Source organism: Bradyrhizobium sp. USDA 4472 (assembly GCF_054058595.1).
This window is the reverse complement of sequence record NZ_JBSSAM010000001.1, coordinates 3,848,864-3,872,888: the sequence shown is the minus strand read 5'-3', so window position 1 is coordinate 3,872,888 and position 24,025 is coordinate 3,848,864. Positions and strand designations below refer to the sequence as shown.

Below are 24,025 nucleotides of genomic sequence, written 5' to 3'. Positions count from 1 at the left end.
CCGCGATGGAAAAAGGAATTTTTGCAGGGCTCAGGGTTCTCGACTGCGCGAGCTTCATCGCGGCGCCCGCGGCTGCGACCGTGCTGTCCGATTTCGGCGCCGACGTCATCAAGATCGAGCCGCCCGGCACTGGGGATCCCTACCGCAATCTGCCCAACCTGCCCGGCTATCCCACCGGCGAGCACAATTATGCGTGGCTGTTGGAGGCTCGCAACAAGAAGAGCCTCGCGCTCGACCTTTCCAAGCCCGAGGCGCAGGCCGTGCTCTACAGACTGGTCGAGGAGGCCGATGTCTTCATCACCAACATGCCGCCGCCGGTACGCGGCCGGCTCGGCATCAGCTATGACCACCTCGCCCACCTCAACGACCGGCTGATCTACGCCTCCTTCACCGGCTATGGCGAGAAGGGCGAGGAAGCCAACAAGCCCGGCTTCGACAGCAACGCCTATTGGGCGCGCTCCGGCCTGATGGACCTCGTCCGCGCCGACACCGACACGACGCCGGCGCGCTCGATCGCCGGCATGGGCGACCATCCCTGCGCCATGGCGCTGTACAGCGCGATCGTCACCGCACTGTATCAGCGCGAGAAGACCGGCAAGGGCTCTCATGTCGCCTCCAATCTGATGGCGAACGGGGTGTGGGCGGCGAGCGTGCTGGCCCAGGCAAAGCTGTGCGGCGCCAAGTTCAGCGAGCGGCGGCCGCGCGAGCGCGCGCTCAACGCTGTTGCCAACCACTACCAATGCAAGGATGGTCGCTGGCTGATACTGTCGCTGCTCAACGAGGAGAAGCAGTGGCCGACACTGGCCACATGCCTGGGGCGGGAGGACCTGATCAACGATCCGCGTTTCGCCACCAAGCCCGACCGTCACGCCCGCTCGATCGAGTTGATCAAGATCTTTGACGAGACCTTTGCGACGAAGGACCTCGCCGAATGGCGCAAGATCCTGGATGGCAACGGCCTGGTGTTCGGCATTGTGGGCATTTTGGACGACATCCCTGACGACAAGCAGATGCTCGACAACGAGGTGCTGGTGCCGTTCGAGAACGACGGCATGCTCACCATCAACTCGCCGATCTGGATCGACGGCACCAAGAAGGTGCAGCCGCGCAAGCCGCCCGGCGTCGGCGAGCACAGTGACGAGATTTTGCGCGGCGCGGGATATGACGAGGCCGCGATCAAGCAGCTGCGGTCGAAGGGAGCTGTGGGGTAAGGGGCGCATCGCGCTCACCCCGTCGTTGCGAGCGCAGCGAAGCAATCCAGAAGCCCACCGCGAATGCATTGCTGGATTGCTTCGCTGCGCTCGCAACGACGATGCCGCACTATCGCGATATAGTCTCACGGCAAATTCGTCTCCGTGAGGTCCCATGCCCGCCTATCGCCTGCACTACTTCCCCGAATCCGGCAACAGCTACAAGCTGGCGCTGATGCTGACGCTTTGCGGCGAGACGTTCGAGCCTGTGTGGACCGATTTCGCCGGCGGGGTCACGCGCACCGCGGAATGGCGCAAGGCCGTCAACGAGATGGGCGAGATTCCCGTGCTCGAAGTCGACGGCGTGAAGATGACACAGACGGCGCCTCTTCTCCTCAAGCTTGCCGAACAATATGGCCGCTTCGGCGCCCCGACGGAAGCCGAAAAATACGAGCTGCTGCGCTGGCTGTTCTGGGACAACCACAAGCTCACCGGCTACATGGCGACTTACCGCTTCATGCGAGCCTTCACCCAGAAGAACGATCCGCAGGTGCTGAAGCATTTTCGCCGGCGGCTCGATGACTTCCTCGGCATTCTCGACGGACATCTCCAGAACAACGCGTTCGCGATCGGCAGCAAGCCAACTGTGGCAGATATCTCGATGATGGCCTATCTGCACTACCCGAGCGACGAGCACGGCTTTGATTTCGCCGCAAGCCATCCTGCCGTCCACGGCTGGCTCGGCCGCATGGCCGCGCTGCCCGGTTGGAAGCCAGCCTATGAGCTGCTTCCGGGGAAGCGGATGACGAATTATGCGAAGTGAAGGCGCCTCTTACCTCAGCGCCAGCCAGCCGAGCGTGAACAGGATGCCGCCAATGATGACGACGACCGCGACCGCCCAGGCGCTGACGCGGATGCTGCCGGTGACCTGTTTGGCCTCCTCGTTGCGCGCGATCTCGCGATTGCGCTCCTTGTTAGCGTCGCGGGTGTCCGTCATGGGTCATCCGAACCGGTTGGGGGCGGGCCTAACGCGTCTTGATGAAGCACATGCCAATGCGGCTCGAGGCCGCCGCAGGCTGACAGGTGAGACCTTTAGCACAGGTCCATGACGTAAAACTCTGATCCGGCGTTCCCGATCCCTCGTCTTGCAGGGAACAATGGGCGCCCCAGCCGTCCAAATATTCGGTGCCGGCGAGTTCCTGGGCGCCGCGGGTCTGCGGCCGGCCGGCAAATCCGCGCGAAAAATCAGGGCGTTTGCCGGCTGCGAACGCTGCCAGGATGTCGCGGCGGCGGAGCTGGTCGCCGAAGAAATGCGGCGAGGCCGGCACGATGGTCGAATTTGAAGCCCCCTCCGTCAGCCAGTCCACACCAGGAAAATGGAAGCCGCCGATGCCGCGGGTCTGGTGGCAGCCCGAGCAGGTAACGTCATTGAGACGGCGCTGGAAGCCTGCGACCGAGCGGATGTTTTCCATGGTGATGCCGCGCGCCGCCGCCTGCTTCAGCGCACCGACGACGTCATCGTCCGCGAAGATGGGATCGTTGCCCTCGCCTTTTTCTTCCCCCTGCATCATGCCGAACTCCGGCTGCAACGGGGAGGCGTCGAGGCCCCCAGGAGTTGGTGCCACGGCAGCTTTGGCGAGATATTTCTCCGGGATCAGCACGGTGCCCCGATCGAACTCGTGAAGATTCGCCGATGACAGCAGCCAGGCCTTGAAGTCGCGCCGGAGCGCGTCATCCGCGAGGATGCGGTCGCGATCGATCTGGTTCTCCAGCGTCGATTCCTCGAAGATCTTGGTCGCGCCGTCGTATTTGAACACCTTGAGCAGATAGTCGGAGCGGAAATCGTGCAGTGCCGATTTGGGTGAGATCGAGATCTGGATGTTGGTCTCGACGCGGTCGAGCATGGCATCGTAAGGCGCGGCGCGGCTGCCGATCAGCCCCTGCCAGTCGCCATTGCCGAGCCAGCGCCGCGCGACTTCGACACAGGTGACAGGCTTGCCGCTCTGATCAAGCTGGCGCGCATCGCGTGCCTTCATCACCAGATTGAACGTCATCGGCAGGCGCGTCGCGGTGTTACCGCCATCCGGTTTGGTGTCGAACCGCACCAGACGATAGATCAGGCGGATCTCGCCGCAGGACTCTTCCGACACATAGGCGCGGTCCATGCGGTTGACGATGCCCGCCAGCACGAAGCGGGTATTGGCCGACCTCAGCGCCGCCCGATCGAACAGCTGGACGTCGAAACCCTCGCCGACGCCGATGGTCTCGCTCGGCGAAGCCCGCCTGTGCCGGGCGATGTAACGATCGAACTCCGCATCGATCGCCGGCGGAATCTCCTCGAGCTGTGACAGTGATGTGAACAGCAGGTCGCTCGTCAGCGGAGCATTCGCGTTGCGCTCGGGCTGCAACAGGCGGGAGATCGACAGCGCACCGCTCCGGTCGAGCCTGCGCAGGAGATCGGGATCAGTGATCGCGGTGCCGCGTGCGAGCGGCGCGTTCTCTGCTGCCGAGAGCGACATGATGCTGCCGGACAACATGGCGGCAGCCAGGAGAATTCGCAGCGCGCGGCTCATGCCTCCACTAACACCGCGGACGACAGCCTATTCAAGTGAAAAGGCGCTTCACGCGGTGGTGAAGCGCCTCGTCGAAATTGAGATATCGGACGCTTAGCGGCCGACGATCAGGCCCTTGCTGGTGACGACCACCCAGCGCCCATCCTGACGGCGGATCGCGTCGACGCGGCCGATTCCGGGGATGGGATCCCCGGCATAGACCTCGTACAGGCCACTCCGGCCTTCGATCAGCGCGCCGCCGTTGGCGACGTCGCGCAGCCTCCAACCCTCGATCGTCGGCAGGCGGCCGACTTCGGTCTTGGGCGCAGCAGGCACGGGAGCCGCCGCAGGAGCAGCCGTCGCAACCTGGGTCGGGGCCGGTGCTGCTATCGTGCCGGTGGTTTCCTTGGCGGGCGCCACGGCGGCAGCCTGCGCAGGGGCGGACGGCGGCGTGGCACGGAGCTTGTCGACGGCCTCGGACAGCTTGGCGAGCCTGGCCATCGGCTCCGCCTGCGCCTTCTCGAGCTTGTCGAGACGATCATTGGCCCGGTTGATCTGGCTGAGGCCATTCTTCGAGCTGTGCTCGACATTGGCCTTGAGCGCGACGATGTCGGCGTCGATCCGGGAGATGGACGCATCCAGCGCGCTGGTATCGGCGACCTGCGCCGGTGCCGGACCGGCGAAATGCATCATGCCGGCGGTCGCGAGCGCGCCGCTGACGGCGCCGACGCAAGCCGCGATCGCGACGACCGCGGCCATCGCCGAAAGGCGACGCTTGCCGGCAGTATCCCGCACCTCGTCAGCCTTCACGTGCGGGGCGAACTCTTCGCGCTCCCACGACTGCTCCGGGGGCGCCATGACGATGAGCTTGCCGGGCTTTGGCTCCGCCTTGGGCGCGCCCTTGGGCTCGGCCTCGAGTTCGGCCTTGGGTTCGGCCTTACCCTCGAACTTCGGGACCACGATCCGGGGCGGCTCGACGGCCGGGGCATCTGCTTTGGGCGGCGTCTCATGGTCGGGGGCGATCGAAGGGGCATCGATGCCGGCGGCAGCCTCGACGGCCGGCGGCACGGCTGCTCCGGCGGCATCTGCGGCGCTGTCCTGGCCAGCCAGTTCGGGCATGGGTTCGCTCACGGCTCAAATACTCCAGTCTCGGTTGACCTTTTGGTAACTTTCATTGCTTGCGAATTCCTTACCTCGGGACCCGCTTACCGAAATTTTAGGAACTCGTCCGGGGCCGAATTGGGTCGGGAAAGTGGAACCCGCGTGGCCGGCATGAAACAATTTGTAACCGGATGAAGATGAACGGCGGAGCAATGGCCGGAACGGCCGGTGTTTGCCCGTGACCGTTCCCCGGTTAACATGGGCCGTCCCGTCAGCCAGAAGGCGTTTGGGGGGTGCCATGACAATCGAGAAATGCATCAACGCGTTCGGTGTCGATGACGTCATCTTCGAGGAGGGCTCGACCGGCCGCGAATTGTTCGTCGTGCTCGACGGCGAGGTCGAGATCGCCAAACTCGACGGCGCCCGCAAAACCAGCATCATCAAGCTCGGCAAGGGCGAGTTCTTCGGCGAGATGGCCGTGATCGACGGCTCGGCCCGCTCGGCGACCGCGATCGCATCGGCGCCTGATACGAAGGTGATGCGGATCAACCACGCGCGCTTCGTCTATCTCGTCAGCCAGCAGCCGGCGTTTGCGCTGATGGTGATGGACGCATTATCGAAACGCCTGCGCGCTTCCAACGCCGTCACCTACCGGGCGGCGCAATCATGAGTGAGCGCAAGCCGACCGCATTCCCGATCCTGATGAAGAACGACGTCTGCTCGCTGATCCAGGCGGCCGATGACGTCTACCAGATCCGCTTTTTCAACCGCGCTGCCAACGCTTATCTGGTGCGCGGCTCGGCGCGCACCATCCTGATCGATGTCGGCCTGTCCTCCAACTACCCGGCGATGGCCGAGTGCCTGAGCTTCGCCGGATGCCCGCCCGAGAAGATCGACATGGTGGTGCTGAGCCACGAGCATCTCGACCATATCGGCGCGGCCTGGCACTTCAACGAGCGCCGCACCTATGTGGCTGCCCATCGTCTGGCCGCCAACAAGATCATGCTGCGCGACGATTTCTCGATGCTGCGCAAGATGTTCAACGAGCCGAACGTGCCTATCAATATCGACATCTGGCTCGAGGAGGGCAACCTGATCGACCTCGGCAATTTCCGCCTCAATGTGATGTACACGCCGGGCCATACCTCGGCCTGCATCACGCTGTTCGAGCAGGATAAGGGCTTGTTGTTTGCCGCTGATACCTTGATGCCCGGCGGCGTGATGGGCGGCGTGTTCGGCTCCGGCAGCATCTCCGACTACATCCAGTCGCTGGAGCGCATCAAGGGGCTGAACACCAAGATCCTGCTGTCCGGGCACGGAAGGCTGTCCGACACACCGCAGGAAGACGTGCGCATCGCGATTGCGCGATCACACGGCCTCTTGGAAGACACCACGCAATTGTTCGAAGCGCTCGATGCACGATCGAACTTCGAGCCGATCATGCAGTCGGTGCGGGATTTGAACAAGCTGGATGATTGAACGCGCAGGCGCATCTGCCAATGCGTCATTGCGAGCGCCGCGAAGCAATCCAGACTGCCGCGATTACATCACCACCGGCGCATCCGGCAGCTCGTTCGGATGTGGCCCCGCGGGCGGATAGTACTTCGCAAGCTCCCGCGACACCGCCTCGATGCCGGAGACCACGCCGCGCTCGAATCGGCCCGCGCCGAACTCGGCCTCCATCGCACGGCAGATCGCCTCCCAGCCCGCGGCACCAACCTTCGCATCGATGCCGCGATCGGCGATGATCTCGACATCGCGGTCGGCGAGCAGCAGATAGATCAGCACGCCATTGTTGTGCGCGGTGTCCCAGATCCGCAGATGCGAGAACAAATCGAGCGCGCGTTCGCGAGCGTGCTGATTGCGGAACAGCGGCCGGCCGTCGAGCGCACCTTCCACGACGAACCGGACCTGACCGGAATGCGTCCTCTCGCTTTGCTTGATCGCCCGCTCGATGCGCTCGAGCACACTTTTCGGAAACACTTGCCTCGCACGCCAGTGGTGCTGGAGGAGATGCCTGGTGATACGTCCGATGCTCATGACTACCAGCTCCCCGAGGCGCCGCCGCCACCAAAGCTGCCGCCGCCCCCGCTGAAGCTGCCGCTGTCACTGGACGACGATCCGCTGCTCCAGCCGCCCGACGAGGAGCCGCTCGACCAGGAACCACCGCGCGACGACCCCGTCGATGCCGGAAACAGATCGGCGATGAAGGACAACACGAAGGCGATGATTCCGGCGAGCAAGGCCAGCACGCCGGATCCGAGGATGAGCAGCGCAAGAAGGCCAATCATGCTGCCCGTCGCGACCGAGCCCAGCAGCCGCCCCAGCAGTGCGCGCAAGAATCCGCCGACGACGAGCGAGGCAAACAGGACAAACGGAACAGCCGGCCCGATATCATCCAGATTGGCGAAATTCACGCTGCGCGAAGGACCCGGCAATGGCTCGCCGTCGACGACGCGCATCATCCGCTCCGCGCCGGCCGAGATGCCGCCAGCGAAATCGCCGTCCCTGAATTTCGGCGTGATGACCTCATCGATGATCCGCCGCGAGGTCACGTCGGTGAGCGCCCCTTCGAGGCCGTAGCCGACCTCGATGCGCAAGTGCCGGTCGTTCTTGGCGACGACGAGAATCGCGCCGTCGTCGACCTTCTTGCGGCCGATCTTCCAGGCTTCAGCGACACGGATCGAGAACTGCTCGATCGTCTCCGGCTCCGTCGTCGGCACGATCAGCACGGCGATCTGGCTGCCCTTGCGCGCCTCGAAATCGCTGAGCTTCTGCGACAATGCGGCGATGTCGCCGCTCGACAACGTGCCGGTCCGGTCGACCACGCGGCCGGTCAGTTGCGGGATGGCAACGTCGGCCGCGGCGGGGAGGACGAAGGCAAGGAAAAGCGTCGCCACAATCGTTGCGCGCCACACACTCAGTGTCATCGCCCCCCTTGACCGGGCGAACCAGTATTCCAGAGACGCCAGCGCGGTCCGGAAAGGCCGCGGCGTACTGGATTCCCCGCTTTCTCGGGGAATGACAGCAATGGGTGAAGCGCGCATCGGGGACGAACGCGCTTACTTCGAGGGCGCAGGCGTGGGATTGAAATCGACCTTCGGCGCGGTCGAGATTTCCTTCTCGTTCTCAACCGAGAAGTTCGGCTTTTCCTTATAGCTGAACATCGTCGCCGTGAGATTGGTCGGGAACGAGCGGATGGTGACGTTATAGTCCTGGACCGACTTGATGTAGCGGTTACGCGCGACCGTGATGCGGTTTTCGGTGCCCTCGAGCTGCGACATCAAATCCCTGAACAGCGCGTCCGACTTGAGCTGCGGATAGTTCTCCGTGACCACGAGGAGCCGCGACAACGCGCTTGAGAGCTCGCCCTGGGCGGCCTGGAATTTCTGGAAGGCAGCGGGGTCGTTGAGCACCTCCGGCGTCGCCTGGATACTGCCGACCTTGGCGCGGGCGTTGGTGACGCCGAGCAGCACGTCCTTTTCCTGCTGCGCAAATCCTTTCACCGAATTGACCAGATTGGGCACGAGATCGGCACGACGTTGATACTGGTTCACCACCTCGGACCAGTTGGCCTTGATCTGCTCGTCCTGGCTCTGAATGGCGTTGTAGCCGCAATTGGTGAGGCTGAGCGAGGCCAGCGCCGCCAGCACGGTCAGGATCTTGCTCATCAAATTTCTCCCGGTGGAATCGGGCGCAAGCTACCAGATCGAGTGCATCCGACGCCAGATATCCCGCGCCGGCGGCGCGAAAAGCAGCCGGCTGACGCAAGCCCCTTGCCTGCCAGCACGCGACATAGTCAACTCGCGGCCAACGAGACGAAAATGCAGGGAGCGCGCCATGTCCTCGTTCGAGACCATCCTCGTGGAGCGGCCGGAGCCGGCGATCGCCCGGATCGTGATGAACCGGCCCGACGCGCGCAACGCGCAGAACCTGCAAATGACCTACGACCTCAACGCCGCCTTCGACACGGCGGTGCAGGACGATGCGATCAAGGTGATCATCCTGGCTGGCAACGGGCCGCATTTCTCCTCCGGCCACGATCTGCGCCCGGGGCCCAGAAATGCCGCAGGCACAGATTTTCCGCCGGTAGGAAATTGGGGCGGCTTTGCGGAAGCCAACGCCCACGGCCGCTTCGCGCGCGAACAGGAGATATATCTCCAGATCACGCGGCGCTGGCGCAACCTGGCCAAGCCCACCATCGCCGAGGTGCACGGCAAGTGCATCGCCGGTGGCTTGATGCTGGCCTGGGCCTGCGACCTCATCGTCGCCAGCGACGATGCGCAGTTCTGCGACCCCGTCGTCACCATGGGCGTCTGCGGCGTCGAATGGTTCGTGCATCCCTGGGAGCTCGGGCCTCGAAAGGCCAAGGAATTTCTGTTCACCGCCGACTCGTGGAGTGCGCAGGAGGCTCACCAGCTCGGCATGGTCAACCAGGTCGTGCCGCGCGCGGAGCTGTCATCGCGCGTGCTGGAGCTCGCGCGCCGAATCGCGGCAAAGCCGTCCTTTGCGCTGAAGCTGACCAAGGAGGCGGTGAACCGCTCGGTCGACGTGATGGGGCAGCCCGCCGCGATCGATCAGGCCTTCGCTCTGCATCAGCTCTGTCACGCCCACAACCTTCAGGAGTTCGGCATGGTGGTCGATCCATCCGGACTGCATCCCTCCGTGCGCAAGCCGGCGGCCGCGGAGTAAAGACATGGATCTCAATCTCAGCGACGAGCAACGACTGCTGCGCGAGAGCGCGGAACGCTTCGTGGCCGCGAGCTACGACGCCGACCACCGCCGCAAGACGGCGAAGGACCCACTCGGCTTCAGCCCTGAAGTCTGGAAGCAGTTCGCCGAGCTCGGCTGGCTGGCGTTGCCGATCCCGGAAGAGTTCGGCGGCCTCGGCGGCGGTCCGGTCGAGATCGGCATCTTGATGGACGCGTTTGGCCGCGGGCTGGTGTCCGAGCCGTACATCGCAACGGTCGTGCTCGGCGCCGCGTTGATCGAGCGATGCGGCGGGACGGCGCAGAAGCAGGCGAACCTGCCCAAGATCGCGGACGGAACATTGAAGCTCGCCCTTCGCGCATTCCGAGCGTGCCGCGCGGTTCGATCTTGCCAAGGTCGCGACATCGGCGACCAAGACGGCACAAGGCTGGCACCTCACCGGCAGCAAGATCGCCGTGCTCGACGGCCATGCGGCCGACGAGATCATCGTCTCAGCGCATCTGCATGATCATCGGGGACCATCAGGACGGATCGGGCTGTTTATGGTGCCGGCGACGGCGGCGGGGCTCGCGATTTCCGATTACCAACGTCTCGGCGGGGGACGAGCCTGCAACATCGAACTCTCCGACGTGCAGTTGCCGGACGACGCCCTGCTCGGCGGTGGCGCAAACGCACTGCCGGCGATCGAATGGGCCGTCGATCGTGCGATGGCTGCGCTTGGTGCCGAGGCTGTCGGCATCATGCAGACGCTGCTCGACACCACGCTTGACTACACCAAGATCCGCAAGCAATTCGGCCGGCCGCTCTCCGCCAACCAGGTGATCCGCCATCGCCTCGCCGACATGGCCATTCAGGTCGACGAGGCGCGCTCGATGGCGCTGCGCGCCGCGCTGAAGGCCGACAGCGCGCCGGTCGAGCGGGCCCGCGCTGCATCGGCTGCGAAGGCGAAGATCGGCAAATGCGCCCGCTTCGTCGGCGAGCAGTCGATCCAGCTTCACGGCGGCATGGGCGTCACCGAGGAGCTCGAGGTCGGCGCCTATTTCAAGCGGCTCGTCGCCTTCGATACGCTGTTCGGCGGCAGCGCGCACCATTATGCCCGCCATGCCCAGCTCGGCCGCACGACTTCACCCGCCTGACACAGGAGCGCATCATGGACCTGTCGTTCAATGCCGAGGAGCGCGCCTTCCAGAGCGAGGTGCGCAGTTTCATCGCCAAAAATCTCTCCGAGGAGATGAAGCGTGCCACCGCGCTGACGCCCTCGGTGTTCTCCGATCCGGACATCGGCATGGCCTGGCAGCGTGCGCTGCATAAGCAGGGTTGGGGTGCGCCGGGCTGGCCGGTCGAATATGGCGGCCCGGACTGGACGCCGGCGCAGCGCTGGATCTTCGAGAGCGAGTGCGCGCGCGCCGGCGTGCCGAATGTGAATGTGATGGGCGTGAAGATGGTCGGGCCGGTCATCATCGGCTTCGGCTCGCCCGAGCAGAAGAATTTCTACCTGCCGCGGATTCTCTCCGGCGAGGACTATTGGTGCCAGGGCTATTCCGAGCCGGGCTCGGGCTCCGATCTCTCCTCGCTCAAGACGCGCGCGGTGCGCGACGGCGAGGATTACATCATCAACGGCACCAAGATCTGGACCACGCATGCGCACCATGCCAACCGCATGTTCGCGCTGGTGCGCACCAGCGAGGGACCGCGGCAGCAGGACGGCATCAGCTTCATCCTGATCGACATGAAGGCACCGGGCATCACGACGCGCCCGATCCTCACCATTGGCGGCGACCACGAGGTCAACCAGGTGTTCTTCGACGACGTGCGCGTACCCGTCGCCAACCGCGTCGGCGACGAAGGCAAGGGCTGGACCTACGGCAAATATCTGCTCGAATTCGAGCGCGGCTCCGGCATTGCATCGGCCAAGCTGCGCGAGGGACTGCGCGCGATCACCGAGCTTGCGGAGTCCGATCTCACGGGCCGCGCGATCGAGAGCCCTGACATCGCGTTCCGCATCTCCGAGGTCGAGGTCGACATCGATGCGCTTGAAATGACCGAGCTGCGCGTGCTCTCTGCGCTGCAGACCGGACAAAATCCCGGCGCGGTGTCGTCGATCCTGAAGCTGCGCAACAGCGAGATCCGGCAGGCCGTGACGCGGCTCGGCGTCGACGTGATCGGCCATGATGCGCTGGCGGTCGAGCCGATGCGTCCGCTCTACAAGCTCAACCACGAGCCGGCGCTGCCGGAGGACATGCTGACGGTGGTGCCGGAATATCTCAACGGCCGCGCCTACACGATCTTCGGCGGCACGTCGGAGATCCAGCGCGATATCATCGCCAAGATGATGCTGGGGATTTAGCTCTCTCCTCCGCACTTGAAAGGGCTAGCCCGCCAGCTTCGCATCCCGGATCGCCTGCCAGATCTTCTGCGGCGTCAGCGGCGTGTTCAACTGGGTTATGCCGAACTCGGCAAGCGCGTCCATCACGCCGTTGGTGATGCAGGGCGGACCGCCGATGGCACCGGATTCGCCGCAGCCCTTGGCGCCGAGCGGATTGGTGCGGCAGGGCGCGGAATCATCCAGCGTCACCACGATCGGCGGCACATCATCGGCGCGCGGGATACAGTAATCCTGATAGCTCGCGGTCAGCAGCTGGCCGTCGGCATCATACGCCACGCCTTCATACAGGGCCTGGCCGATGCCCTGCGCGACCCCACCATGGATCTGGCCGGTGACCAGCATCGGGTTCACGGCAACGCCGACGTCGTCGACGGTGGTATAACGCACGACCTTGGACACGCCGGTCTCAGGGTCGATCTCGACCTCGCAAATATGCGTGCCGTTCGGCCAGCTCGGCCCGTCAACCTCGCCCTCGGAATCGACGCTAAGTTTTGCACCGGCCTCCTTCTCGGCAATGTCGAACAGGCTGATGCGGCGGTCGGTGCCGACCACGGTCAGCATGCCGCCCTGATACTCGATGTCCTCGACCGAGGTCTCGAGCACATTCGCCGCCCTTTCGCGCGCCTTCTGGATCAGATCGTTGGAGGAGACCGCGACCGCCGTGCCGCCGACGAACAGCGAGCGCGAGCCGACGCTGCCAAAGCCCGTGGCGAGATCGGTATCGCCCTGGACGACGTCGATCTTGTCCATGGCGATGCCGAGCGTGTCGGAGATCATCTGCGTGTAGGTGGTCTGCAGCCCCTGCCCCATCGCCTGGGTGCCGGAATGCAGCACGACGCGGCCCTGCGAGGTAGCTTGCAGCGTGACCTTTTCGGTATGCGCGCGGCCGCCGGTCCATTCGATGTAGGAGGCGAGGCCGCGGCCGTAGAGCAGGCCCTTTTTCTTCGCTGCCTTCTTGCGCGCGGCGAAGCCGTCCCAGTCCGCGAGCTTGACCGCACGGTCGAGCATGTGCGCGAAGGCGCCGGAATCGTACACTTGGCCTGCTGCATTCGTGTAAGGCAGTTGCGCCGGCTTGATGTAATTGGCTTTCCGGATCGCGCGCGGATCCATGCCGATCTTGCGCGCGGCAGCGTCGAACAGGCGCTCGACGATGAAGACTGCCTCGGGGCGGCCAGCGCCGCGATAGGCACCGACCGGCGCGGTGTGGGTCATCACTGACTTGATCTCGAAATGCACCAGCGGCAGATCGTAGACGCCGGTCTGCACGAACGGACCGAGCACCAGCGGAATGATGTTGCCCGTGCCGGAGGAGTAGGCACCGGTGCAGCCGATCGACCTGACCCGATAGGCGAGCACCTTGCCCTTCTCGTCCAAGGCGAAGGACGCTGTCGAAGTGAGGTCGCGACCATGAGTGCCGCCGACGAATTCGTCGGTGCGGTCGCCGCGCCAGCGGATCTTCTTGTTCAGCTTGGTCGCGGCATAGGCGACGATGCCGTCTTCCGGATAAAGGCTGGTCTTCTGGCCGAAGCCGCCGCCGATATCGCCGACCAGCACGCGCACGCTGTCCTTCGGACGCTTGAGAATCGATTCCGCGAGGAGGTCACGGGTCGACGCCGGGGTCTGTGACTGCACGTGCAGGAGGAGACGGCCGGTCTTCTTGTCGATCTCGGCGATAGTCGAGCGCGGCTCCATCGCCGAGGGCACCAGACGCTGGCTGACGAGATCGAGCTCGACCGTATGCGCGGCCTTGGCGAAGGCCTCGTCGACCCTGGCGGCATCGCCATAGCTCATCGCGCCGACAATATTGTCGGGAGCGTCCGGCCACACCACCGGCGCGCCTGGCTTCACGGCCTCGACGGGATCGACCACGGCGGGCTGCACGTCATACTCGACGACGATCGCCTCGGCCGCGCTCTGTGCCTCCGCACGCGACGAGGCGACCACCGCCGCAACGGCCTCGCCGGTGTAACGGACGACCTCATGGGCGAGCAGGCGGCGCGGCGGCACCGTCATCGGCTTGCCGTCAGGGCGCTTGAAGATGCTTAGCGTCGGGATGGCGCCGACGTCGTCCTTGACAAGATCGACGCCGGTATAGATCGCGGTCACACCAGGCATCGATGCCGCAGTGCTGGTGTCGACCGAGACGATTTTCGCATGCGCGTGCGGTGAGCGCAGCACGTGCAACCACAGCGCGCCGTCCTCCGGCTTGTCATCGATGAATTGCCCCTTCCCGGTGAGCAGCCGCTGGTCTTCCAAACGCTTGACGGGCTGGCCCGCTCCGAAACGCAAATTGCCGGGAAGAATATTCATTCCGCTGGGTCCTCTAAGCCTCAAAAGTGCGGCCGCCTTTTAGCGGATGGAGGCAGACCAGACCAGTCGCGGATTTGGGCGGCGGGACCGTGGATTGGTCATGACCGGAGGGACTTTAAGCCAGCTCTTTGAGCGCGGCTTCCACGAGCTTGCGCGCATCGGCGTTGAGCGCCGCCTGCGGCGGGACGGGATCGCCGACGTCGTAGCCCTGGACCGAAAGGCCGGCCTTGATGCAGGCGGCGAGATTGAAGCGGGCGAAGGCCTCGTTGATGCGCCACAGCCTGCGCTGGAGCGCCATGGCCTCGTCCCAGCGACCGGCCTGGCTGAGATCGTAGAGCCTGACGCTCTGGCGCGGAATGATGCAGGCCGGTCCCGCCATCCAGCCGACGCCACCGATCAACATCACAGCGGCCGGAATATGGGCGGAGGCCGAAAACACGCGCAAGGCTTCGCCGCAGCGGTTCATGATCGAGAGCAGCCGTCCGGTGTTGGTCGAGGCATCCTTGATGTAGCCAATGCGCGGATGTTCGGCGAGGCGAGCGATGACATCGAGGGTCAGATCCGAGCGCTGGAATTGCGGATTGGTGTAGATGACGACCGGAATGTCCACGGCGTCGGCAATGCCGCGGAAATAGGATTCGACCTGGGCATCAGAGAGCGGGAAATAGGCCTCGAGGATCGCCAGGATGCCGCCGGCGCCGAGCTTCTGGTAGGCCTGCGCCTGCGCCACTGCATCGGCTGTCGAGGCCGACGCAACGCCCGCGACAACGGGCACGCGGCCCTTCGCCGCCTCAATCGTGGTCTGCACCACAGCCATGCGCTGCGCGGCGTTGAGATAGGCAAACTCGCCGGTCGAGCCGAGCGGCGTCAGACCGTGCACGCCGGCGCCGATCAGATCGTCGCAGAGCCTTGCGAGCACGTCGGTCCGCACCGTGCCGTCGGCACTGACGGGAGAGACGAGGTAGGGGAAGACGCCGCGAAATTCGGTCATGTCGGGAATAAAATCCGGAGGAGCTGAGAGTGTGGCGGGCGCGCGATCCATCGCGTGCTACCATGGGGTATGATTGCCAGCAAGCGATCGGCCTTCGAGCCGATTTGTCGTCTTTGGAATTGTCCTGCAGCGTTGCCGGGTTTCGTTGCGTTGCGTCAACTGCAGCCGCATGCTCCAAGAGATCGATTGCGACACCGGCAAGCCTGATCTGGCGATTGCTGCACGTTCGCGCGAGGGGCTCCCAATCACATGTTCGTCGGCCGTGTCCCTGGGGAGGACTGGCCACCCGGCCAGTTTCGCAATCGGCCGCGACATCCCAGATTGTGGGCAACTTACAGGAGCTTCCATGACCGACCTTACCCCTCTCACCTCGCTGTCATCGGCGCTCGCGGACCTCGTGGCGCGTATTTCGCCGTCCGTCGTCTCCGTGCATTCGCATCGTTCCCGCTCGACCGGCTTCGCCTGGAAGCCCGGCCTGATCGTCACCGCCGACGAGGCGCTGGCCGACGAGGGCGACGTCCAGATCTCCGTTGCCGACGGCAGCGCGGTTGCCGCGACAGTTGTCGGCCGCGACCACACGACCGATATCGCGCTGCTGCGCGCCGATACGGCCATCGCCCCGGTCAAGCTGGCGGCGACGATCCCTGCTCTCGGCTCGCTCTCGGTCGTGGCTTCCACCAACCGCGATGCACCAAGCGCTTCGCTGGGATTGGTGTCCGCTTCAGGCAAGGGCTGGCGCTCGCTGCGTGGCGGCGAGATCGATGCCCGGATCGAGCTCGATGTCCGCCTGCGCCCGAGCCAGGAAGGCGGCCTTGCCCTCGATGCCTCGGGCCAGGCCTTCGGCATGGCGGTGCTGGGCCCACGCCGCGTGCTGGTGATCCCGACCGCCACGATCGAGCGGGTTGCGGCGCAGCTCGAGACACGCGGCCGCATCGCGCGCGGATATCTCGGACTCGGGCTCCAGCCGCTGCGGCTCGATGATGGCATCGGCGCGATGGTGATGAATGTCGACAAGGCCGGTCCTGCCGCCACGGCCGGCATCCGCCAGGGCGACGTGATCGTGGCGGTCAACGACGAGAAGCTTTCCGGCGTGCGCGCGTTGCTGCGAACGCTGGGGCCCGCCAGTGTCGGCCGGGTGGTCGATGTCGCGGTCCGGCGTGGCGGCGAGCCAGCGAGCTTCAGGGTCACAATTGGCGAGAGGCCCGAGGCGTGAGCGAGGACACCACGTCCGACATCGTGCTGTCGATCGACATTGACGATCCCGTGTTGGCCGACCGCCTCGCGACGCTGCTCGGCAGTGTCGCGGGGCTTCGCCTTGCCGCGTCCGGGGAGACCGCCAATGCGAGCGTCGTCGCACGCGATCCGCGCGTCATGCCCGAGGATATTGCGCTGACGCAGCGCGAGTTCGACGTGCTCGCGCTGATGGCGGAAGGCGCCTCCAACAAGATGATCGCGCGCCGGCTCAATATCTCCGTGCACACCGTGAAATTCCACGTCGGCTCGCTGCTCGACAAGCTGGATGCGACCGGCCGCACCGATGCGGTGGCGCATGCGGCGCGCCGCGGCGTGATCGAGCTATAGCACGCTCCTGAAGCTGAGCTGCACCGTGAGGCCTGGCGCGTTGTCGTGCAGCGCGATCTCGGCGGCATGCAGGCGCGACACCGCCGCGACCAGGCTCAGGCCCAGGCCGTTGCCCGGGGTATAGCGGCTCTGCTCGAGCCGATAGAAGCGCTTGAACACGTGGTCATGCTGATCGGCGGCAATGCCCGGACCATCATCGGCGATGGCGATCGTCGCACTGTTGCCGGCATTGCGGCACGTCACCGTGACCTTTCCGCCCGGACGGCCGTGCTTGATCGCGTTGTCGACGAGATTGGCGATGGCATCGAACAAGAGGTCGCGATCGCCTGTGACTGCCACTTCGCTGTCACCACCGAGGCTCAGGCGCGTCGCGACCTGTTCGGCCGCGGCGTCGTAGAGCTCGACGACCTCGCCGGCAATTTCAGCCAGGTTGAGCACACGAAACGCGCTGCGGCGCGCCCGGGTTTCGATCTCCGAGATCCGCGTGATCGAGGCGAACATGCCGAGCACGGCGTCGAGATCGGCGATGGTGTCGCCGATCAGTGCGGCATCGGCCTCGCTGTTGCGCTCGTGGTGATAGGCCTTTTCCAGGCGGCCGCGCATCCGCGTCAGCGGCGTACGGAGATCGTGGGCGACGTTGTCGCTGACCTGCTTGACCTCACCCATCAGGGTCTCGATGCGATCGAGCATCTGATTGAGGTTTTCGGCGGCCCGGTCCCATTCGTCATGACTGCCGCGCAAGGGAATGCGCCGGTCGAGGCCTGACAACATGATAGCGCGGCTGGTGGCGTTGATCTCCTCGATCCGTCCGACCGTGCGCCGCGTCACCAGCACGGCGGCCAGACCGGCCAGCAGCACGAGCAGCACGGCGACCGCGATCATCGCGAGTTCGAGCATTGCGACGAAGCCGGAATGATCGCCTTCATCTCCGACCCGACTCCGCACGTAAGCCAGCGTGCCGAAATAGACGTAAGCCATGATCGCGGCGACGATCAGGCCGAAGATCGCGATGGCAATCAGCGCCAGGCGGAAGGTCGAGGACCGAAGCGTCTTAGCCAGGAGCACGGAGGCAATATCCGATACCGCGAATGGTGTGGATCAATGGATAGGCCTGGGCATCGTCGACCTTGCGGCGGACGCGCCCGACATAAACGTCGATAATGTTGGTGGAGGGATCGAAATGCAGGTCCCAGACGTGCTGCAGCAGCATCGCGCGAGAGACGACACGTCCCTCGTTGCGCACGAGATATTCGAGCAGCTGGAATTCGCGCGGCAGCAGCGGAATCTTGCGGCCGCGGCGGCTGGCGTTGCGCGCGATCAGATCGACGGCGAGGTCGCCGACGCGCAAGATGGTTTCCTTGGCGATGGTCTCGCTGCGGCGGCCGAGCGCCTCGAGCCGCGCGAGCAGCTCGACGAAGGAGAACGGCTTGACCAGATAATCGTCACCGCCCGCGCGCAAGCCGCGCACGCGGTCATCGACCTCGCCGAGCGCGGAGATGATCAGGACGGGCGAGGCGACGCCGTCATCGCGCATCTGCCGCATCACGGTGATGCCGTCGATATCCGGCAGCATGCGGTCGATCGTGATCACGGCATAATCGCGCGCCACGCCATGGCTGAGGGCTTCGCGCCCCGTCGCCGCGAGATCGACGTCATAACCCGAGGCCGTCAATTCCTCGACGAGCTGGCCTGCGGTTTCCGGATCGTCCTCGACGACGAGGATGCGGCGGTGGCCTCCGGTCATGACGAACTCCGCGCGACGATCGCCACCAGATTATCCCGTTCCGGGGCTGAGCGGAACCACCCGGCGGCGATCGCGACAATGGTGCGGTCCGGCGATGCTAGTACCAACCATCCCCGCACACATTGACCCATTGCCACCCATAGGGCGTCCAACTCCTGCGCCAGCAGCCGTCGTCGTAGTAATTGGCGTAGTAGAACGGTGCGCCGAAGAAGGCGAACCGGTGGAAGCGGTGATGGCGGAAGAAGAAGGCATGGCGTCCGATGAAAGGCCTGCCGTGCCAGCCCGTGCCGGCAAATCGCGGGCCGAAGGCCGCGCGGGTCGCGAACGGTGCGCCGGCAAAGCGCGGCCCGAAGGCTGCGTGCGCGGCCATCGGCGAACCGGCGAAGCGCGCGCCGCCGAAATGAGCCCCGCCCATGCCGCCAAAGTGCATGGCACCACCCATGCCGCCGGCATGCATTCCTCCGGCGCTGAAATGCCCGCCGCCACCAAAGCCGCCACCAAAGCCGCCGCCGTGACCGCCGCCTCCGCCGCCACCACCTCGGGCGAGAACCGGCGATGCGAGCGCCACCCCAGCGGCGATCGTCACCGCAGTGAGGCCCTTGAGAAGCCTGTTGTCCATCGAAGCATCCTCCGTGCTGTGCGGCGATATTGCTGCCGCACCGGGAGGGATCAGAGAGGAAGGGACAGGCATCTTCAACTTACAAGCGCGCCAGATTCTGACGCGAAAGTTAGGGAGAGGGAGCCCCGCGCTCTCCTCCGTGATGCGTGACAAAATTGCGAAGCAATTTTGCACTGGTACGACGAAGCAATCCAGGACTGTTTCCGCGGAGGAATACTGGATTGGTTCGCTGCGCTCGCAATGACGAGTGGTTAGAGCTCGCCCTAAATCGGCTACTCACCCCTCACGCCCGCTTGCCGTTGTTCTTCTCCGCGGCCCGGCGCATCGCTTCGGCCAGCGCGCCGCCGCCACCGGACGACTCCTGCTTGCGCGGGGCCGATGAGGTCATGCGGGCGGCGTTACGAGAGTTGTTGTCGCGCTGCATGCCGGGCGCGTCCTTCTTGGCGCCAACCTCGTCGTCGAGGCGCAAGGTCAGCGAGATGCGCTTGCGGGCAACCTCGAAGTCGAGCACCTTCACCTTGACGATATCGCCGGGCTTCACCACCTCGCGCGGATCCTTGATGAAGGTCTTCGACATCGCGGAGATGTGCACGAGGCCGTCCTGGTGCACACCGATGTCGACGAAGGCGCCGAAGGCGGCGACGTTGGTGACGGTGCCCTCGAGGATCATGCCCTTCTGGAGATGCTTGATCTCCTCGACGCCTTCCTTGAACACCGCGGCCTTGAACGCCGGACGCGGGTCGCGGCCGGGCTTTTCCAGCTCGCGCAGAATGTCGGTGACGGTCGGCAGGCCAAAGGTCTCGTCGACAAAGTCCTTCGGCTTCAGCGTGCGGACGATCTCACTTCTGCCGATCAGCGCCTTGATGTCGCTCTTGGTGGCCTCGAGAATCCGGCGCACCACCGGATAGGCTTCCGGATGCACGCCGGAGGCATCGAGCGGGTCGTCGCCGCCGACGATGCGCAGGAAGCCCGCGCACTGCTCGAACGCCTTCGGACCGAGCCGCGGCACCTCCTTCAGCGCCCTGCGCGACTTGAACGGGCCGTTGGCATTCCGATGCGCCACGATGCTCTGCGCCAGGCCGGAACCGACGCCCGATACGCGTGCGAGCAGTGGCGCGGAGGCGGTGTTGACGTCGACACCGACCGCGTTCACACAGTCTTCCACCACCGCGTCGAGCGATTTGGCGAGCTTGGCCTGACCGAGGTCGTGCTGATACTGGCCGACGCCGATTGCCTTGGGCTCGATCTTGACGAGCTCGGCGAGCGGATCCTGAAGACGGCGGGCGATCGAGACCGCGCCGCGCAGGGTGACGTCGAGGTCGGGCAACTCCTCGGAGGCGAAAGCGGAGGCCGAATAGACCGACGCGCCGGCTTCCGACACCACGATCTTGGACATCTTCAACTCGGCGAGACCCTTGACGAGATCGCCTGCGAGCTTGTCGGTTTCGCGCGAGGCGGTGCCGTTGCCGATCGCGATCAACTCGACGCGGTGCTTGATGGCGAGCTTGCCGAGGATCGCGAGTGACTCATTCCACTGCCGCTGCGGTTCGTGCGGATAGATCACCGCGGTATCGACGACCTTGCCGGTCGCGTCAGTGACCGCGACCTTGACGCCGGTGCGGTAGCCGGGATCGAGCCCCATGGTGACGCGGGTGCCGGCGGGGGCGGCCAGCAGGAGATCGCGCAGGTTCGAAGCGAACACGCGCACGGCCTCGGTCTCGGCCGAGTTCCACAGCCGCATGCGCAAATCGATGTTGAGATGCACCTGGATCTTGGTGCGCCAGGCCCAGCGCACGGTGTCGATCAGCCAGCGGTCGCCGGCGCGCTTGAGATCGGCGATGCCGAACCGCTTCATGATCTTCAGCTCATAGGCACCGGGCACGCCGGCGGGCGGCGTCTCGGCCTCGGCCTGGATCTGGAGATCGAGGATTTCTTCCTTCTCGCCGCGGAACATCGCGAGGATGCGGTGCGACGGCAGCTTGGTCAGCGGCTCGGAGAAGTCAAAATAGTCGGCGAATTTTTCGCCCTCGGTCTTCTTGCCATCGCGCACCTTGGAGACCATGCGCGCATTGGTCCACATCTCCTCGCGCAACACGCCGATCAAATCGGCGTCTTCGTCGAAGCGTTCGACCAGGATGGCGCGGGCGCCGTCAAGCGCGGCCGCGGCGTCGGCAACGCCCTTCTCCGCGTTGATGAAACCCTCGGCGACGACTTTGGGATCGTTGCCGGGCTCCGCGATGAGCTTGAGGGCAAGTGCTTCGAGGCCGGCTTCCTTGGCGATCTCGGCCTTGGTGCGGCGCTTCGGCTTGAATGGCAGATAGATGTCTTCGAGGCGCGCCTTGCTGTCGGCGGCGAGAATGGAGGCTTCGAGCGCAGCATCGAGCTTGCCCTGCTCGCGGACTGATTCGAGGATCGCCTTGCGGCGGTCTTCGAGCTCGCGCAGGTAGACCAGGCGCTCCTCAAGGGTGCGCAATTGCGTGTCGTCGAGCGCACCGGTCGCTTCCTTGCGGTAGCGGGCGATGAAAGGAACCGTAGCGCCGCCGTCGAGCAACGTCACCGCAGCCTCGACCTGCTCCGCCCGAACCCCAAGCTCCTGCGCAATTTTCTGGTTGATATTTGCCACGCGAGAATACCTCTATGTCCAAGCACGCGACGCAGACCGAAATCCGGCCGCGGGACGCCGCTTATGGACCAACCAAGGTCGATTCATCAAGGTGCGGCGGGTGGCCGTCGACAGAGGATTTTTTGTCGAACCGATGCGATCTCGCCACAATCGTGAGGGCGTCGCGGGGCATTTGCTTGCTTCGATCATCTCCAACGCCAGACATGCTCCAAAGCCAGACATGCGCTCTCGCTCCCGCGGCGCGTTCCGCCCGAGTTTTGCTCGTCTCGTCACGCCCTCGACAGAAAGGGCGCAGGGAAGGCCGGGTGCCGACCTCGCACCCACGGTCTGCTGCGCGAAAGCGTAGCGCAAGGAGACCGCACAGCAGCATACAGGTGTGGCCGAACACACGGCCTTCCCTGCGCGGTGGTCGGACGGCTTATGCCGTGCTCTCCCGGGAGCCGAATTCCTTCTGGCCTCCCTCGCCTTACGGAAGTTACCGGCAGCGCGCCGGTTGGCGCCGATGCCGCATCCGCAAGACTTGACCGTAGCGACGACGGCCAGGACCACACGGTTTTGCCGTACGCAGGCAGATCCCGCTTCGCCCAAGGGCTTGGCCGGACAGGCGCCGTTCGTCCGACGCGGCTTGCGAGGTGCTCACGAGGCTCGGCTCAATCCACTGCCCCGCCCTGCCACTCACATCCGCGACGGCGCCGCCCACGTCCACCGCAGCCCGATCCGCGGCTCGTGACGACGTACGACCGCCCCTTTTCGCCGGATCAGGATCGGCGACATATACGACAAATCCGAATTTCGATAAAGCGGAATATTTAGGTGCGGGCTGGTTGACCCAGTGCTCGTGTTTTGCGCAGTGGGCTGCGCCAGCGATGGTGGCTTCTGCAGCCCGCATGGAACGGAGCGGAATGCGGAGGCACCGTCCCGGATTGCGCTTCGCTCCATCCGGACCACGGACCTTGCACTTGACATCCGCCCCGCTTCCCCGACTGGTTAGCCTCCGCCGGACCAGCAAACTTCCCACGAGGATACTCCATGCGCACCACGTCGGTTGGCGTCTTCAAGATTCCCACCAAAGGTCCCGGCGATGTTTCCGGCCTCATGAGCCTGATCGACTCCCGCGCGATCGATCCGACTTGCATCCTGGCGATCCTCGGCAAGACCGAAGGCAATGGCGGCGTCAACGATTTTACGCGGGAATATGCCGTCGCCGCGCTGTGCACGGCGCTGGCGCCGAAGCTCGACGTGAGGCCTGAAGAAGTCGAGCAGCGCATTGCCTTCGTGATGTCCGGCGGCACCGAAGGCGTGCTCAGCCCGCACATCACGGTGTTCACGCGTCAGGACGTTCAACAGCGGCCCGCAAACATCTCCGGCAAGCGCCTGAGCATCGGCATGGCGCAGACCCGCGATTTCCTGCCCGAAGAGCTCGGCCGCTCCGCGCAGATCACCGAGACCGCCAAGGCGGTGAAGGCCGCGATGGGAGATGCGGACATCACCGATGCTGCCGACGTCCATTTCGTCCAGATCAAGTGTCCGCTGCTCACCAGCGAGCGTGTCGAAGCAGCAAGCTCGCGCGGCCACAAGACGACGACGATCAGCGCCTACAGCTCGATGGCCCATTCACGCGGCGCCTCTGCGCTCGGCGTTGCGGTTGCGCTTGGCGAGGTCATGATCGACATCGGCGACGACGATGTGCTGCGGCGACATGATCTGTTCTCGAAGGTGGCCTCGACCTCATCGGGGATCGAGCTGATGCACAACGTCGTCATCGTGCTCGGCAATTCAGATTCGTCGGCGAGCGAATTCGAAATCGGGCATGCCGTGATGAGCGATGCGATCGACGCCTCGGCGGTCTTGTCGGCGCTGAACAGCGTAGGCCTTGGCCCGCAGGCAAAGCCAGGCCGCGAGCTCGTCAGCGTGTTCGCCAAGGCCGAGGCCTCGCCAAACGGAAGCGTGCGCGGCTTTCGCCATACCATGCTTGAGGACACCGACATCAGCTCGACACGCCATGCCCGCGCAGCGGTAGGCGGCCTGATCGCGGGCCTTGCCGGCACCAGCGCGGTCTACGTCTCGGGCGGCGCCGAACATCAAGGGCCCGCCGGCGGCGGCCCGGTTGCGGCCATCGCGCGCCTCCTCTAAAGCGCCCCGACCTCTCCGCCCGGCGCAACCCTGCCCTTCGCGCCGGCTCAGTTGATTCACGCCGGCCCTTGCGAAAAAGGTGACG

21 protein-coding genes and 1 pseudogene are annotated in these 24,025 nt (G+C 64.9%); 10 read left to right on the top strand and 12 right to left on the bottom strand.

The annotated features are described in order from the left end of the window. The first annotated feature begins 5 nt into the window (after positions 1-5). Together ACVWZ4_RS17970 and ACVWZ4_RS17965 are read left to right on the top strand one after the other, a co-directional pair. Positions 6-1,211, top strand: coding sequence for a CaiB/BaiF CoA transferase family protein (locus ACVWZ4_RS17970; RefSeq protein WP_456740874.1), 1,206 nt, complete (start codon positions 6-8; stop codon positions 1,209-1,211). Between the two features lie 154 nt (positions 1,212-1,365). Next, entirely contained in the window at positions 1,366-2,013 is a 648-nt protein-coding gene (locus ACVWZ4_RS17965; protein WP_456740873.1) for a glutathione S-transferase family protein, read from the top strand. 9 nt (positions 2,014-2,022) lie between these two features. Here the strand turns inward: ACVWZ4_RS17965 and ACVWZ4_RS17960 are convergent, their stop codons facing one another. The 3 genes from ACVWZ4_RS17960 to ACVWZ4_RS17950 form a co-directional block, all read right to left on the bottom strand. Then, positions 2,023-2,187, bottom strand: a complete 165-nt coding sequence (locus ACVWZ4_RS17960) for a hypothetical protein (protein WP_456699491.1) — start codon at positions 2,185-2,187, stop codon at positions 2,023-2,025. A 28-nt stretch (positions 2,188-2,215) separates the two neighbouring features. Continuing rightward, a complete protein-coding gene (locus ACVWZ4_RS17955; protein WP_456740872.1) occupies positions 2,216-3,763 on the bottom strand; it encodes a hypothetical protein in 1,548 nt (515 codons plus the stop codon). Between the two features lie 93 nt (positions 3,764-3,856). Continuing rightward, positions 3,857-4,861 carry a hypothetical protein gene (locus ACVWZ4_RS17950; RefSeq protein WP_456742230.1) on the bottom strand — a complete coding sequence of 335 codons (1,005 nt, stop codon included), beginning with the start codon at positions 4,859-4,861 and terminating at the stop codon, positions 3,857-3,859. Between the two features lie 280 nt (positions 4,862-5,141). Between ACVWZ4_RS17950 and ACVWZ4_RS17945 the strand changes: the two genes are divergently transcribed. Further along, positions 5,142-5,513 carry a cyclic nucleotide-binding domain-containing protein gene (locus ACVWZ4_RS17945; RefSeq protein WP_456699493.1) on the top strand — a complete coding sequence of 124 codons (372 nt, stop codon included), beginning with the start codon at positions 5,142-5,144 and terminating at the stop codon, positions 5,511-5,513. Beyond that, a complete protein-coding gene (locus ACVWZ4_RS17940; RefSeq protein ID WP_456699494.1) occupies positions 5,510-6,322 on the top strand; it encodes an MBL fold metallo-hydrolase in 813 nt (270 codons plus the stop codon). The genes ACVWZ4_RS17945 and ACVWZ4_RS17940 overlap by 4 nt, the downstream gene beginning before the upstream one ends. Before the next feature lie 63 nt (positions 6,323-6,385). Here ACVWZ4_RS17940 and ACVWZ4_RS17935 read toward each other — a convergent pair whose 3' ends face one another. The 3 genes from ACVWZ4_RS17935 to ACVWZ4_RS17925 form a co-directional block, all read right to left on the bottom strand. Then, positions 6,386-6,883, bottom strand: a complete 498-nt coding sequence (locus tag ACVWZ4_RS17935) for a TPM domain-containing protein (RefSeq protein ID WP_456699495.1) — start codon at positions 6,881-6,883, stop codon at positions 6,386-6,388. A gap of 2 nt (positions 6,884-6,885) precedes the next feature. Further along, entirely contained in the window at positions 6,886-7,773 is an 888-nt protein-coding gene (locus tag ACVWZ4_RS17930; RefSeq protein WP_456740871.1) for a TPM domain-containing protein, read from the bottom strand. 132 nt (positions 7,774-7,905) lie between these two features. Continuing rightward, entirely contained in the window at positions 7,906-8,514 is a 609-nt protein-coding gene (locus ACVWZ4_RS17925) for a LemA family protein (RefSeq protein WP_456790275.1), read from the bottom strand. A 169-nt stretch (positions 8,515-8,683) separates the two neighbouring features. On the opposite strand from ACVWZ4_RS17925, the gene ACVWZ4_RS17920 reads away from it, so the two are divergent. From ACVWZ4_RS17920 to ACVWZ4_RS17910, 3 genes and pseudogenes are all read left to right on the top strand, one after another. Further along, positions 8,684-9,535 carry an enoyl-CoA hydratase gene (locus ACVWZ4_RS17920; protein ID WP_456699498.1) on the top strand — a complete coding sequence of 284 codons (852 nt, stop codon included), beginning with the start codon at positions 8,684-8,686 and terminating at the stop codon, positions 9,533-9,535. Positions 9,536-9,539: 4 nt separating this feature from the next. Then, positions 9,540-10,689 (top strand): annotated as a pseudogene (locus ACVWZ4_RS17915) (acyl-CoA dehydrogenase family protein). A gap of 14 nt (positions 10,690-10,703) precedes the next feature. Next, a complete protein-coding gene (locus tag ACVWZ4_RS17910; RefSeq protein ID WP_456740868.1) occupies positions 10,704-11,900 on the top strand; it encodes an acyl-CoA dehydrogenase family protein in 1,197 nt (398 codons plus the stop codon). A 24-nt stretch (positions 11,901-11,924) separates the two neighbouring features. Here ACVWZ4_RS17910 and ACVWZ4_RS17905 read toward each other — a convergent pair whose 3' ends face one another. Both ACVWZ4_RS17905 and ACVWZ4_RS17900 read right to left on the bottom strand, forming a co-directional pair. After that, positions 11,925-14,249 carry a xanthine dehydrogenase family protein molybdopterin-binding subunit gene (locus tag ACVWZ4_RS17905; protein WP_456740867.1) on the bottom strand — a complete coding sequence of 775 codons (2,325 nt, stop codon included), beginning with the start codon at positions 14,247-14,249 and terminating at the stop codon, positions 11,925-11,927. A 115-nt stretch (positions 14,250-14,364) separates the two neighbouring features. Then, positions 14,365-15,240 carry a dihydrodipicolinate synthase family protein gene (locus ACVWZ4_RS17900; RefSeq protein ID WP_456699502.1) on the bottom strand — a complete coding sequence of 292 codons (876 nt, stop codon included), beginning with the start codon at positions 15,238-15,240 and terminating at the stop codon, positions 14,365-14,367. A 346-nt stretch (positions 15,241-15,586) separates the two neighbouring features. On the opposite strand from ACVWZ4_RS17900, the gene ACVWZ4_RS17895 reads away from it, so the two are divergent. Beyond that, on the top strand, positions 15,587-16,453 hold the full coding sequence (locus ACVWZ4_RS17895) for a S1C family serine protease (protein ID WP_456740866.1): 867 nt from the start codon (positions 15,587-15,589) through the stop codon (positions 16,451-16,453). Beyond that, the gene (locus ACVWZ4_RS17890) at positions 16,450-16,821 is read left to right on the top strand and encodes a response regulator transcription factor (protein WP_456740865.1); all 372 of its coding nucleotides are present in this window, start codon (positions 16,450-16,452) and stop codon (positions 16,819-16,821) included. The genes ACVWZ4_RS17895 and ACVWZ4_RS17890 overlap by 4 nt, the downstream gene beginning before the upstream one ends. Here the strand turns inward: ACVWZ4_RS17890 and ACVWZ4_RS17885 are convergent. From ACVWZ4_RS17885 to ACVWZ4_RS17870, 4 genes are all read right to left on the bottom strand, one after another. After that, the gene (locus ACVWZ4_RS17885) at positions 16,816-17,886 is read right to left on the bottom strand and encodes a sensor histidine kinase (RefSeq protein WP_456740864.1); all 1,071 of its coding nucleotides are present in this window, start codon (positions 17,884-17,886) and stop codon (positions 16,816-16,818) included. The genes ACVWZ4_RS17890 and ACVWZ4_RS17885 overlap by 6 nt on opposite strands. Continuing rightward, positions 17,873-18,565, bottom strand: coding sequence for a response regulator transcription factor (locus ACVWZ4_RS17880; RefSeq protein WP_456699506.1), 693 nt, complete (start codon positions 18,563-18,565; stop codon positions 17,873-17,875). Before ACVWZ4_RS17880 ends, ACVWZ4_RS17885 begins: the two co-directional genes overlap by 14 nt. 97 nt (positions 18,566-18,662) lie before the next feature. Next, the gene (locus tag ACVWZ4_RS17875) at positions 18,663-19,184 is read right to left on the bottom strand and encodes a hypothetical protein (protein ID WP_456699507.1); all 522 of its coding nucleotides are present in this window, start codon (positions 19,182-19,184) and stop codon (positions 18,663-18,665) included. A 283-nt stretch (positions 19,185-19,467) separates the two neighbouring features. Next, positions 19,468-21,807 carry a Tex family protein gene (locus tag ACVWZ4_RS17870; protein WP_456737351.1) on the bottom strand — a complete coding sequence of 780 codons (2,340 nt, stop codon included), beginning with the start codon at positions 21,805-21,807 and terminating at the stop codon, positions 19,468-19,470. A gap of 1,029 nt (positions 21,808-22,836) precedes the next feature. Here ACVWZ4_RS17870 and atzD point away from each other — a divergent pair. Further along, positions 22,837-23,940 (top strand): cyanuric acid amidohydrolase, encoded by a 1,104-nt coding sequence (atzD, locus tag ACVWZ4_RS17865; protein WP_456740863.1) that lies wholly within the window; start codon positions 22,837-22,839, stop codon positions 23,938-23,940. The last annotated feature ends 85 nt before the right edge of the window (positions 23,941-24,025 follow it).

Coding starts and splice junctions, on each gene's coding strand:
- ACVWZ4_RS17950 (WP_456742230.1), bottom strand. CDS start 4,861: ATGCCCGAACTGGCTGGCCAGGACAGCGCCGCAGATGCCGCCGGAGCA.
- ACVWZ4_RS17920 (WP_456699498.1), top strand. CDS start 8,684: ATGTCCTCGTTCGAGACCATCCTCGTGGAGCGGCCGGAGCCGGCGATC.
- ACVWZ4_RS17935 (WP_456699495.1), bottom strand. CDS start 6,883: ATGAGCATCGGACGTATCACCAGGCATCTCCTCCAGCACCACTGGCGT.
- ACVWZ4_RS17895 (WP_456740866.1), top strand. CDS start 15,587: ATGACCGACCTTACCCCTCTCACCTCGCTGTCATCGGCGCTCGCGGAC.
- ACVWZ4_RS17910 (WP_456740868.1), top strand. CDS start 10,704: ATGGACCTGTCGTTCAATGCCGAGGAGCGCGCCTTCCAGAGCGAGGTG.
- ACVWZ4_RS17960 (WP_456699491.1), bottom strand. CDS start 2,187: ATGACGGACACCCGCGACGCTAACAAGGAGCGCAATCGCGAGATCGCG.
- ACVWZ4_RS17945 (WP_456699493.1), top strand. CDS start 5,142: ATGACAATCGAGAAATGCATCAACGCGTTCGGTGTCGATGACGTCATC.
- ACVWZ4_RS17940 (WP_456699494.1), top strand. CDS start 5,510: ATGAGTGAGCGCAAGCCGACCGCATTCCCGATCCTGATGAAGAACGAC.
- ACVWZ4_RS17880 (WP_456699506.1), bottom strand. CDS start 18,565: ATGACCGGAGGCCACCGCCGCATCCTCGTCGTCGAGGACGATCCGGAA.
- atzD (WP_456740863.1), top strand. CDS start 22,837: ATGCGCACCACGTCGGTTGGCGTCTTCAAGATTCCCACCAAAGGTCCC.
- ACVWZ4_RS17905 (WP_456740867.1), bottom strand. CDS start 14,249: ATGAATATTCTTCCCGGCAATTTGCGTTTCGGAGCGGGCCAGCCCGTC.
- ACVWZ4_RS17875 (WP_456699507.1), bottom strand. CDS start 19,184: ATGGACAACAGGCTTCTCAAGGGCCTCACTGCGGTGACGATCGCCGCT.
- ACVWZ4_RS17925 (WP_456790275.1), bottom strand. CDS start 8,514: ATGAGCAAGATCCTGACCGTGCTGGCGGCGCTGGCCTCGCTCAGCCTC.
- ACVWZ4_RS17970 (WP_456740874.1), top strand. CDS start 6: ATGGAAAAAGGAATTTTTGCAGGGCTCAGGGTTCTCGACTGCGCGAGC.
- ACVWZ4_RS17965 (WP_456740873.1), top strand. CDS start 1,366: ATGCCCGCCTATCGCCTGCACTACTTCCCCGAATCCGGCAACAGCTAC.
- ACVWZ4_RS17900 (WP_456699502.1), bottom strand. CDS start 15,240: ATGACCGAATTTCGCGGCGTCTTCCCCTACCTCGTCTCTCCCGTCAGT.
- ACVWZ4_RS17955 (WP_456740872.1), bottom strand. CDS start 3,763: ATGAGCCGCGCGCTGCGAATTCTCCTGGCTGCCGCCATGTTGTCCGGC.
- ACVWZ4_RS17930 (WP_456740871.1), bottom strand. CDS start 7,773: ATGACACTGAGTGTGTGGCGCGCAACGATTGTGGCGACGCTTTTCCTT.